The organism is Enterobacter sp. SENG-6 (genome assembly GCF_001605945.1).
GTDB classification, from domain to species: Bacteria; Pseudomonadota; Gammaproteobacteria; order Enterobacterales; family Enterobacteriaceae; genus Enterobacter; species Enterobacter cloacae.
In genome coordinates this window covers 149721-161731 of record NZ_LOMM01000011.1, presented here as the reverse complement: position 1 = coordinate 161731, position 12011 = coordinate 149721, and the positions used below count along the sequence as shown (strand labels likewise).

Genomic DNA, 12011 nt, shown 5'->3' with positions numbered 1-12011 from the left:
CCATTTTTCGATGACCGTCTTTTTTGACGGTGGTTGAACTATTGCCTGCAATTAAAGATTAGAGCCGAACACATATGCCTTTTACACTTGGTCAACGCTGGATCAGCGATACAGAAAGCGAACTTGGATTGGGAACCGTGGTTGCAGTCGATGCACGCATGGTCACCCTCCTTTTCCCTGCTACCGGTGAAAACCGCCTGTACGCTCGCAATGACTCCCCTGTTACCCGCGTGATGTTCAATCCAGGTGACACCGTGACCAGCCACGACGGCTGGCAGCTAAAGGTTGAAGACGTAAAAGAAGAGAATGGTCTGCTCGCCTACATTGGGACTCGCCTCGACACTGACGAGAGCAATGTCATCCTGCGTGAAGTGCTGCTCGACAGCAAACTGGTTTTCAGCAAGCCGCAGGATCGCCTGTTTGCCGGGCAAATCGACCGTATGGATCGTTTCTCCCTGCGCTATCGCGCACGTAAATTCCAGAGTGAACAGTACCGCATGCCGTGGAGCGGCCTGCGTGGTCAACGCACCAGCCTGATCCCTCATCAGTTGAATATCGCCCATGACGTTGGTCGTCGTCATGCGCCTCGCGTACTGCTGGCAGACGAAGTGGGCCTCGGTAAAACCATTGAAGCCGGTATGATCCTGCATCAACAACTGCTTTCTGGCGCCGCCGAGCGCGTGCTGATCGTGGTACCGGAAACGCTGCAACATCAGTGGCTGGTTGAGATGCTGCGCCGCTTTAACCTCCGTTTCTCGCTGTTTGACGACGAGCGCTACGCCGAAGCCCAGCATGACGCGGACAACCCGTTTGAAACCGAACAACTGGTCATCTGCTCCCTGGACTTCGTGCGCCGCAGCAAGCAACGTCTTGAGCATCTGTGCGACGCAGAGTGGGATCTGCTGGTGGTCGACGAAGCGCACCACCTGGTCTGGAGCGAAGAGGCACCGAGCCGTGAATACATGGCGATTGAACAGCTTGCCGAGCGCGTGCCGGGCGTCCTGCTGCTGACCGCAACGCCGGAGCAGCTGGGGCTGGAGAGCCACTTCGCCCGTCTGCGCCTGCTCGATCCAAACCGCTTCCATGACTTTGAGCAGTTTGTCGAAGAACAGAATAATTACCGCCCGGTTGCCGATGCTGTCGCCATGCTGCTGGCGGGCAAACGCCTCTCGAATGACGAACTCAACACCCTGAGCGATCTGATTGGCGAACAGGATATTGAGCCGCTGCTGCAGGCAGCCAACAGTGACAGCGACAACGCGGGTTCCGCGCGTAAAGAGCTGATCGATATGCTGATGGACCGCCACGGCACCAGCCGCGTGCTGTTCCGTAACACCCGTAACGGCGTGAAGGGCTTCCCGAAACGCGAACTGCATACCATCAAGCTGCCGCTGCCGACGCAGTATCAGACGGCGATAAAAGTCTCCGGCATTATGGGGGCGCGCAAAAGCCAGGAAGAACGTGCGCGCGACATGCTCTACCCGGAGCAGATTTATCAGGAATTTGAAGGCGATACCGGAACCTGGTGGAACTTCGACCCGCGTGTTGAATGGCTGATGGGTTACTTAACGGCTCATCGTTCACAGAAAGTGCTGGTGATCTGCGCCAAGGCGGCCACCGCGCTGCAGCTGGAGCAGGTTCTGCGCGAGCGTGAAGGTATTCGAGCCGCCGTGTTCCACGAGGGCATGTCCATTGTCGAGCGTGACCGTGCCGCGGCCTGGTTCAGTGAAGAAGACAGCGGCGCACAGGTTCTGCTGTGCTCTGAAATCGGTTCTGAAGGGCGTAACTTCCAGTTCGCCAGCAACCTGGTGATGTTCGATCTGCCGTTCAACCCCGACCTGCTGGAACAGCGTATCGGCCGTCTGGACCGTATCGGTCAGGCGCATGATATTCAGATCCACGTCCCTTACCTGGAAAAAACCGCTCAGTCGGTGCTGGTACGCTGGTTCCACGAAGGTCTGGACGCGTTCGAACATACCTGTCCGACGGGACGCACCATTTACGATCAGGTGCATACGGATCTGATCGGTTACCTGGCAGCGCCGGAAAATACGGACGGTTTTGATGAGCTGATCAAATCCTGTCGCGAAAAGCATGAGGCTCTGAAAGCGCAGCTGGAGCAGGGACGTGACCGCCTGCTGGAAATCCACTCCAACGGTGGCGAAAAAGCGCAGGCGCTTGCCGAAAGCATTGAAGAGCAGGATGACGACACCAGCCTGATCAGCTTCGCCATGAACCTGTTCGACATCGTCGGGATTAACCAGGACGATCGCGGCGAGAACATGATCGTGCTGACCCCATCCGATCATATGCTGGTTCCGGATTTCCCGGGCCTGCCGGAGGATGGTTGCACCATCACCTTTGAGCGTGACGTGGCGCTGTCTCGCGAAGACGCGCAGTTCATCACCTGGGAACACCCGTTGATCCGCAACGGCCTCGACCTGATCCTTTCCGGCGACACGGGTAGCAGCACGATTTCCCTGTTGAAAAACAAAGCATTACCCGTTGGTACGCTGCTGGTTGAGCTGATCTATGTTGTGGAAGCGCAAGCGCCGAAACAGCTGCAGCTCACCCGCTTCCTGCCGCCAACGCCAGTGCGTCTGCTGCTGGATAAAAACGGCACCAACCTGGCTGCACAGGTTGAATTCGAGAGTTTCAACCGCCAGCTGAGCGCAGTAAACCGCCACACGGGCAGCAAACTGGTCAACGCCGTACAACAGGACGTGCACGCCATTCTGCAGTTGGGTGAAACGCAGATCGAAAAAGCGGCCAGGACGCTGATTGATGCCGCTCGCGAGGAAGCCGATGAGAAACTGTCTGCAGAGCTGTCTCGTCTGGAAGCGTTAAAAGCGGTGAACCCAAACATCCGTGATGACGAACTGACCGCGATTGAGAGCAACCGTCAGCAGGTGCTGGAAAGCCTGAATCAGGCAAGCTGGCGTCTGGATGCCCTGCGTCTTATTGTTGTGACGCATCAGTAAACGGAGCACAAGATGGTGATGCAGCCTTACAATCCGCCGCAAGACCCGTGGCTGGTTATCCTTTATCAGGATGAGCACATTATGGTGGTCAACAAGCCAAGCGGCCTGTTGTCCGTGCCGGGGCGTCTGGATGAGCACAAAGACAGCGTGATGACACGTATTCAGCGTGATTATCCCCAGGCGGAGTCCGTTCATCGCCTGGACATGGCAACCAGCGGCGTGATTGTGGTGGCGCTGAACAAAGCGGCTGAACGTGAACTCAAACGCCAGTTCCGCGAGCGTGAACCGAAAAAGCAGTATGTCGCACGCGTCTGGGGCCATCCCGCGCAGGCGGAAGGGCTGGTGGATCTGCCGCTGATTTGCGACTGGCCAAATCGACCAAAGCAGAAGGTGTGCTATGAGACGGGCAAGGCCGCGCAAACCGAGTATGAAGTGCTGGAGTACGCGCCGGATAACACCGCGCGCGTGCTGCTAAAGCCCATTACCGGGCGTTCACATCAGCTGCGTGTGCATATGCTCGCGCTGGGGCACCCGATTCTGGGAGACCGTTTTTACGCACCACCGGAGGCGCTGGCTTCAGCGCCGCGTTTGCAGCTTCATGCCCAGACACTCACCATCACCCACCCGGCGTTTGGCAACGCAATGACGTTTAAAGCCCCGGTGGACTTCTAAAAAAATGGCCCGACTGTGTCGGGCCATTTTTTATTTGAAATTTTTCTGCTCTTTTATCAGCTCGTACGCTTTCTGGATTTCCTGCGCTTTTTGCTTCGCCATCTCCATCATCTCTGGCGGTAAGCCCTTCGCGACCAGTTTATCCGGGTGATGTTCACTCATCAGCTTACGATAGGCGCGCTTGATGGTTGTCGCATCATCCGAAGGTTTCACGCCAAGCACGTTACAGGCGTCTTCCAGCGTCGGGCCTCGCTGCGCCTGCTGCCAGCCGCCGCCAGAGGATTGATGCTGTTGATAGCCGCCACCAAAGTGTGCGCCGCCCTGCATCATGCGCAGGAACTGGTCGAACTGCATGCGGGAGATCCCCAGCTCTTCGGCAATCACGTATAACACATCGCGTTCATTCGGATGAAGAGACCCGTCGGCAAACGCCGCCTGAATCTGGATCTCCAGAAACATCCGAATTAAATCAAAACGGCCGAAACAGATACTGCGGAACTGACGCATTTTTTCGCGCAGCGGATAGTTATCCGATTTACCGATGCGAAATGCATTTTGCGCCGCCACACGAGATTCCCCGTGCAGATTCATGCGGTCCATAAATACGCTGGCAATCTGGATATCGGCTTCCGTTACCCGCCCTTTTGATTTGGTTAAGTGCCCCATCACCTCAAAGGTGGTGGAGAAAAAGAGGGACTGACGCTCGCGCTGGTTGGCGAACCACGCCATTTTGCGGCTGCGTGCCTTATCGAACATATGGCCAATAATCAGGCCAAGTACGATGCCCCAAAACCCGGCACCCATGATGATGGCGAACGCAACGCCGATGATTTTACCCCAATACTGCATATACTCCCCGGATAGTCATGTCCCTTGTCGACGCAACGCCATCATTACAGTGGTCGAGCCACGGTCAATTGAGGGACATCGCCTATAATTTGCATTATCATACTCGTCATTCGATAGCGAGCCTAACACTCTGGCACGCAAACGGGCAGGATTAACGCTGGTACTGCGCTGATGAGTAAGATAGTCTCTGAGCGTTTGTAAGCCGTAGCCACTGATGACGGAACACTAAAATATAACGTATGAAAAAACGTATCCCCACCCTCCTGGCCACAATGATTGGCACCGCCCTGTACAGTCAACAGGGGCTGGCGGCCGATCTTGCCTCGCAGTGTATGCTTGGCGTCCCAAGTTATAATCGCCCACTGGTGAGTGGCGATACAAATAGCTTGCCGGTAACCATTACTGCCGACAGTTCTAAAGGAACCTATCCTGACAATGCCACGTTTACGGGCAGTGTGGATATTAATCAGGGCAATAGCCGCCTGCAGGCAGATGAAGTGCAGTTGCACCAGAAGCAGCCGGAAGGTGCGGCCGAACCGGTACGAACGGTGGATGCGCTGGGTAATGTGCACTATGACGACAATCAGGTCATCCTGAAAGGTCCGAAAGCATGGTCAAACCTGAACACCAAAGATACTAACGTCTGGGAAGGTGATTACCAGATGGTAGGTCGTCAGGGGCGTGGTAAAGCAGATCTGATGAAACAGCGCGGTGAAAACCGCTATACGATTCTGGAAAACGGTTCCTTCACCTCCTGTCTGCCGGGTTCGAATACCTGGAGCGTGGTTGGAAGTGAAGTAATTCACGACCGTGAAGAACAGGTCGCAGAAATCTGGAACGCCCGGTTTAAACTCGGCCCGGTGCCGGTTTTCTATAGCCCGTACCTGCAGCTTCCCGTGGGCGACAAACGTCGTTCAGGCTTCCTGATCCCAAATGCCAAATACAGCACCTCGAACTATTTTGAGTTCTATCTGCCGTATTACTGGAACATCGCGCCCAACATGGACGCCACGATCACGCCGCACTATATCCATAAGCGCGGCAACGTCATGTGGGAAAACGAGTTCCGCTATCTGACCCAGGCGGGTACCGGTTTGATGGAACTGGATTATCTGCCATCAGATAAGGTCTTCCAGGATGAGCACCCAACAGAAGGTGATAAACACCGTTGGATGTATTACTGGCAACATGCCGGAGTGATGGACCAGGTCTGGCGTTTTAATGTCGACTACACCAAAGTCAGCGATCCTTACTATTTCAACGACTTCGATTCCAAATACGGTTCGAGTACCGATGGCTATGCTACACAGATTTTCAGTGCTGGTTACGCCGTTCAGAACTTCGACGCCACGGTGTCAACGAAGCAGTTCCAGGTCTTCGACAGTCAAAATACCAGCACTTACGGTGCAGAACCGCAGCTGGATGTGAACTGGTATCAGAACGATGTCGGTCCATTCGATACCCGCGTCTACGCGCAGGCAGTGCATTTCGTCAATACCAACTCGGACATGCCGGAAGCCACGCGTGTCCATTTAGAACCAACGATCAATTTACCGCTGTCGAACAACTGGTCGAGTCTGAATACCGAAGCCAAGCTGATGGCGACCCATTACCAGCAGAAAAATGTGGACTGGTATAACAACCGTTATGGCACCGACCTTGACGAATCCGTGAACCGCGTTCTTCCACAATTCAAAATGGACGGTAAGCTGATCTTCGAGCGCGATATGGGTCTGCTGGCGGATGGGTATACGCAGACGCTTGAGCCACGTATGCAGTATTTGTACGTGCCTTATCGCGATCAGAGCAAAATCCAGAACTATGATTCCGCTTTCCTGCAGTCTGACTACAGCGGCCTGTTCCGTGACCGTACCTACGGCGGTCTCGACCGTATTGCTTCCGCGAACCAGTTAACGACCGGCGTCACAACGCGCGTTTATGATGAATCTGCCGTTGAACGTTTTAACGTTTCTGTTGGTCAAATCTACTATTTCACCGAGTCTCGTACCGGTGATGACAATATCAACTGGGAGAAAGACAACAAAACAGGTTCGCTGGTGTGGGCGGGCGATACCTACTGGCGCATGACCGATCGCTGGGGCTTACGCGGGGGTCTGCAGTACGACACGCGTCTCGACAATATTGCGACCAGCAGTGCAGCCGTCGAGTACCGTCGCGATGAAGATCGTATGGTGCAGTTGACCTATCGTTACGCCAGCCCGGAATATATTCAGGCAACATTGCCGAACTATGCCACCAGTGAACAGTATAAAGACGGGATTTCGCAGGTAGGTGGTGCAGCCAGTTGGCCAATCGCTGACCGCTGGTCAATAGTGGGCGCTTACTACTTTGACACTAACGCCAACAAGCCTGCTGACCAGATGGTTGGTCTGCAATATAACTCCTGCTGTTACGCGCTGCGTGTCGGCTACGAACGCAAGCTTAACGGCTGGGATACTCAAAACAATCAGAGCAAATACGATAACGTGATTGGCTTTAATGTCGAATTGCGCGGCCTGAGCTCCAACTACGGCCTGGGCACGCAGCAGATGCTGCGCTCGAACATTCTGCCGTACCGCAGTTCCTTGTAATGTGCTTGTTTTGCAACGTAATCCGCTTTGCGGTTAATTGAAATGGAAAAAGTATGAAGAACTGGAAAACGCTGCTGCTCGGTGTCGCTATGGTTGCGAATACCAGCTTCGCGGCCCCCCAGGTTGTTGATAAGGTCGCCGCTGTGGTTAACAACGGTGTCGTGCTCGAAAGTGACGTTGACGGTTTGATGAAATCTGTGAAGCTCAATTCGGGCCAGGCGGGTCAGCAACTTCCGGATGACGCAACGCTGCGCCATCAGATCCTGGAACGTCTGATCATGGATCAGATTGTCCTGCAAATGGGTCAGAAAATGGGCGTGAAGATCACTGACGAGCAGCTCGATCAGGCGATCGCTAACATCGCTAAGCAGAACAATATGACCCTGGATCAGATGCGTAGTCGTCTGGCCTATGATGGCATCAGCTATTCAACCTACCGTAATCAGATCCGTAAAGAGATGCTGATTTCAGAAGTGCGTAATAATGAAGTTCGTCGCCGCGTCACCATCCTGCCGCAGGAAGTCGACGCGCTGGCAAAACAGGTGGGCAACCAGAACGATGCCAGCACCGAGCTGAACCTGAGCCATATTCTGATCCCGCTGCCAGAGAACCCAACGTCTGACCAGGCCGCTGAAGCGGAAAGCCAGGCGCGCGCTATCGTTGAGCAGGCACGTAACGGTAGTGACTTTGGCAAGCTGGCCATTACCTACTCTGCCGACCAACAGGCGCTGAAAGGCGGCCAGATGGGCTGGGGACGTATTCAGGAACTGCCATCCATCTTTGCCCAGGCGCTGAGCACGGCGAAGAAAGGCGACATCGTGGGTCCAATCCGTTCAGGTGTTGGCTTCCACATCCTGAAAGTCAACGACCTGCGTGGTCAGAGCCAGAACATCTCCGTCACCGAAGTTCATGCTCGCCACATTCTGCTGAAACCGTCACCGATCATGACAGACGATCAGGCGCGTGCGAAGCTGCAACAGATTGCTGCGGACATTAAGAGCGGAAAAACGTCGTTTGCGAATGCCGCAAAAGAGTTCTCTCAGGATCCTGGCTCAGCTAACCAGGGCGGCGACCTGGGCTGGGCGGCGGCGGATATCTACGATCCGGCATTCCGCGATGCGCTGATGAAGCTGAACAAAGGCCAGATGAGTGCGCCGGTACACTCCTCCTTTGGCTGGCATCTGATCGAACTGCTGGATACCCGCAACGTTGATAAAACCGACGCAGCGCAGAAAGACAGAGCCTATCGTATGCTGTTCAACCGTAAGTTCTCTGAAGAAGCGGCAACCTGGATGCAGGAACAACGCGCCAGCGCTTACGTGAAAGTTCTGAGCAACTAATGAAACAGCATCGTGTTGTGATCACCCCCGGCGAACCCGCCGGGATTGGGCCTGACCTCGTGGTCCAGCTTGCCCAACGTAGCTGGCCAGTGGAACTGGTCGTCTGTGCTGATGCAACACTGTTACAAGACCGGGCTTCACTGCTCGGTCTGCCTTTAACGCTTATCCCCTACGTTGAAGGCCAGCAGCCTGCACCGCAGCAAGCCGGAACGCTCACGCTTCTTCCCGTCCCTCTTCGTACTCCTGTTATTCCGGGTCAGCTCAGCACTGAAAACGGCCACTATGTTGTCGAAACCCTGGCGCGCGCCTGCGATGGTTGCATAAAGGGGGAATTTGCTGCCCTGATTACGGGCCCCGTGCACAAAGGGGTGATTAACGAAGCCGGTATTCCGTTCACCGGACATACCGAGTTTTTTGAAGAGCGATCGCACAGCCCGAAAGTGGTGATGATGCTGGCGACGGAAGCGATGCGGGTGGCTCTGGTAACAACCCATCTGCCGATTAAGGCCATTCCTGACGCCATCACCCCTGAACTGCTGCGGGAGATCATCGGGATACTGCATCACGATCTGCAGACCAAATTCGGTATTAAACAGCCGCACGTTCTGGTCTGTGGCCTGAACCCACACGCCGGGGAAGGCGGGCATATGGGGACTGAAGAGATCGACACCATCATTCCGGTGCTGAATGAAATGCGGGCGAAAGGGATGAACCTGAGCGGGCCATTGCCTGCCGATACCCTTTTCCAGCCCAAATACCTGGATAATGCCGATGCCGTGCTCGCGATGTACCACGATCAGGGCCTGCCCGTGCTAAAATACCAGGGCTTTGGCCGCGGTGTGAATATCACCCTCGGTTTACCTTTTATTCGAACGTCCGTTGACCACGGTACTGCGCTGGATCTGGCAGGCCAGGGAAAAGCGGATGTCGGCAGTTTTATTACGGCGCTTAATCTCGCCATCAAAATGATTGTTAATACTCAATGACTAATCGAGTCCATCAGGGCCACTTAGCCCGTAAACGCTTCGGGCAAAACTTCCTCAACGATCAGTTCGTGATCGACAGTATTGTTTCGGCCATTAATCCGCAAAAAGGCCAGGCGATGGTTGAAATCGGCCCCGGTCTGGCAGCACTGACTGAACCCGTCGGCGAACGTCTGGACGAACTGACCGTTATCGAACTCGACCGCGATCTCGCTGCTCGTCTGCAAACGCACCCGTTCCTTGGGCCGAAGCTGACGATTTATCAGCAAGATGCCATGACCATGAATTTTGGCGAGCTGTCGGAAAAAATGGGTCAGCCGCTGCGCGTATTCGGTAACCTGCCCTATAACATCTCCACGCCGCTGATGTTCCATCTCTTTAGCTATACTGATGCCATTGCCGACATGCACTTCATGTTGCAAAAAGAGGTGGTAAACCGTCTGGTTGCAGGGCCGAACAGTAAAGCGTATGGTCGTTTAAGCGTGATGGCACAATATTTCTGCAATGTGATCCCGGTACTCGAAGTGCCGCCGTCTGCCTTCACGCCGCCGCCAAAAGTCGACTCTGCGGTTGTGCGCCTTGTGCCGCATAAAACGATGCCATACCCGGTCAAAGACCTGCGCGTACTGAGCCGCATCACCACAGAAGCCTTTAACCAGCGCCGTAAAACGATCCGTAATAGCCTCGGCAATCTGTTCACCGTTGACGTGCTGGCCGAGCTGGGCATTGACCCGGCAATGCGAGCAGAAAACATCTCTGTTGAGCAGTACTGTAAACTGGCTAATTACATTAGCGAAAATGCGCCGCCGAAGGAGAGTTAAGCCATGATTGATTCGCCCCGCGTCTGTGTCCAGGTACAAAGCGTTTACGTTGAGTCGCAGTCCTCACCCGATGAAGAACGTTTTGTTTTCGCCTACACCGTGACCATTCGCAACCTGGGGCGGATGCCTGTGCAACTGCTCGGGCGTTACTGGCTTATCACTAACGGCAATGGCCGTGAAATCGAAGTTCAGGGTGAAGGTGTGGTTGGTGAACAGCCCCACATCGCCCCTGGCGAAGAGTATCAGTACACCAGCGGTGCAGTAATTGAAACACCGCTGGGTACCATGCAAGGCCATTATGAAATGGTCGACGTCGATGGCAATGTGTTCCGCGTTGCTATTCCTGTGTTCCGTCTCGCCGTTACAACACTCATTCATTAATCTAATGTCTACATATCTGATTGGCGACGTTCACGGTTGCTACGATGAACTGATCGCATTATTAAAACAGGTCGACTTTACGCCAGGACGGGATATTCTCTGGCTGACGGGCGATTTAGTGGCGCGTGGGCCAGGCTCCCTGGAGGTTTTACGCTTCGTAAAATCGCTGGGCGACAGCGTTCGCATGGTGCTGGGCAACCATGATTTGCATCTGCTCGCCGTCTTTGCCGGCATCAGCCGCAATAAGCCGAAAGATCGCCTCACCCCGCTGCTGGAGGCGCCAGACGCCGACGAACTGATCAACTGGCTGCGTCGTCAGCCCCTGTTGCAGATCGATGAAGAGAAAAAACTGGTCATGGCACACGCCGGGATCACCCCACAGTGGGATCTTGAGACGGCAAAAACCTGCGCGCGTGACGTAGAAGCCGTGCTGGCGAGCGATTCCTATCCCTTCTTCCTTGATGCCATGTACGGCGACATGCCAAATCACTGGAGTGAAGATCTGAGCGGTCTGGCGCGTCTGCGTTTTATCACGAACGCGTTCACACGCATGCGTTTCTGCTTCCCGAACGGGCAACTGGATATGTACTCAAAAGAGACGCCGGAAAGCGCACCTGCACCACTTAAACCGTGGTTTGCGATTCCCGGACCGGTCACCAGTGAGTACAGCGTGGTGTTTGGCCACTGGGCCGCGCTAGAAGGGAAAGGCACGCCGGAAGGGATCTACGGTCTAGATACCGGTTGTTGCTGGGGCGGGGATTTAACCTGCTTACGCTGGGAAGATAAAACGTACTTCGTGCAGCCGTCCAACCGACAGCTGGACCTGGGGGAAGGCGAGGCGGTCGCCTCCTGAGAGTAAATTCCCTCTCCCGACCGGGAGAGGGTCTATTCAACTAGCGACGTTCCAGAATCTCGAAGCAGTAGCTGTGTGAGTTCTGCGCATCCGCGTCGTGAAATTCGCTGAATACCGATTCCCACTCGTCCGGATCGTAGTCCGGAAAATGGGTATCGCCTTCCACTTCCGCATCAATATGCGTCAGATAGAGCTTTTGCGCTTTTGGCAGGAACTGCTCATATACACGCCCACCACCAATCACCATGATCTCTTCGGCGTTACCGCACGCGGCAATCGCCTCGTCCACGGATTTCACCCATTCGACGCGATCGTCAGTGCCTGGCTGGCTACTGATCACGATATTCTTACGGCCCGGCAATGGGCGACCAATCGACTCCCAGGTCAGGCGGCCCATCACTACCGGCTTGTTTAACGTCGTACGTTTAAACCATGCGAGATCGGCAGGCAGGTTCCACGGCATGGCATTTTCCATACCGATAACACGGTCCACCGCCAGCGCTGCAATCAGACTGATCATTGAAAATTTCCCGGATGCAA

General features: G+C 54.8%; 10 protein-coding genes. 8 read left to right on the top strand and 2 right to left on the bottom strand.

The window, feature by feature from the left end; genetic code table 11:
• Positions 1-74 precede the first annotated feature (74 nt).
• Positions 75-2981 carry an RNA polymerase-associated protein RapA gene (gene rapA, locus AX755_RS07110; RefSeq protein ID WP_045292756.1) on the top strand — a complete coding sequence of 969 codons (2907 nt, stop codon included), beginning with the start codon at positions 75-77 and terminating at the stop codon, positions 2979-2981.
• 12 nt (positions 2982-2993) lie between these two features.
• Positions 2994-3653, top strand: a complete 660-nt coding sequence (rluA, locus tag AX755_RS07105; RefSeq protein WP_062856529.1) for a bifunctional tRNA pseudouridine(32) synthase/23S rRNA pseudouridine(746) synthase RluA — start codon at positions 2994-2996, stop codon at positions 3651-3653.
• A gap of 30 nt (positions 3654-3683) precedes the next feature.
• Here the strand turns inward: rluA and djlA are convergent, their stop codons facing one another.
• On the bottom strand, positions 3684-4502 hold the full coding sequence (gene djlA, locus AX755_RS07100; protein ID WP_013095544.1) for a co-chaperone DjlA: 819 nt from the start codon (positions 4500-4502) through the stop codon (positions 3684-3686).
• Between the two features lie 239 nt (positions 4503-4741).
• On the opposite strand from djlA, the gene lptD reads away from it, so the two are divergent.
• Genes lptD through apaH form a run of 6 tightly spaced genes read left to right on the top strand, consistent with a single transcriptional unit; the run spans position 4742 to position 11471 of the window.
• On the top strand, positions 4742-7093 hold the full coding sequence (lptD, locus tag AX755_RS07095; protein ID WP_058678754.1) for an LPS assembly protein LptD: 2352 nt from the start codon (positions 4742-4744) through the stop codon (positions 7091-7093).
• 53 nt (positions 7094-7146) lie between these two features.
• Positions 7147-8433 carry a peptidylprolyl isomerase SurA gene (gene surA / locus AX755_RS07090; protein ID WP_013095542.1) on the top strand — a complete coding sequence of 429 codons (1287 nt, stop codon included), beginning with the start codon at positions 7147-7149 and terminating at the stop codon, positions 8431-8433.
• Positions 8433-9419, top strand: a complete 987-nt coding sequence (pdxA, locus tag AX755_RS07085) for a 4-hydroxythreonine-4-phosphate dehydrogenase PdxA (protein WP_013095541.1) — start codon at positions 8433-8435, stop codon at positions 9417-9419. The genes surA and pdxA overlap by 1 nt, the downstream gene beginning before the upstream one ends.
• Positions 9416-10237 carry a 16S rRNA (adenine(1518)-N(6)/adenine(1519)-N(6))-dimethyltransferase RsmA gene (gene rsmA, locus AX755_RS07080; protein WP_013095540.1) on the top strand — a complete coding sequence of 274 codons (822 nt, stop codon included), beginning with the start codon at positions 9416-9418 and terminating at the stop codon, positions 10235-10237. Before pdxA ends, rsmA begins: the two co-directional genes overlap by 4 nt.
• Before the next feature lie 3 nt (positions 10238-10240).
• On the top strand, positions 10241-10618 hold the full coding sequence (gene apaG / locus AX755_RS07075; RefSeq protein WP_013095539.1) for a Co2+/Mg2+ efflux protein ApaG: 378 nt from the start codon (positions 10241-10243) through the stop codon (positions 10616-10618).
• Positions 10619-10622: 4 nt separating this feature from the next.
• Entirely contained in the window at positions 10623-11471 is an 849-nt protein-coding gene (gene apaH / locus AX755_RS07070; RefSeq protein WP_013095538.1) for a bis(5'-nucleosyl)-tetraphosphatase (symmetrical) ApaH, read from the top strand.
• Positions 11472-11511: 40 nt separating this feature from the next.
• On the opposite strand, the gene folA is transcribed toward apaH, so the two are convergent.
• Positions 11512-11991 (bottom strand): type 3 dihydrofolate reductase, encoded by a 480-nt coding sequence (folA, locus tag AX755_RS07065; RefSeq protein ID WP_008502023.1) that lies wholly within the window; start codon positions 11989-11991, stop codon positions 11512-11514.
• Positions 11992-12011 lie beyond the last annotated feature (20 nt).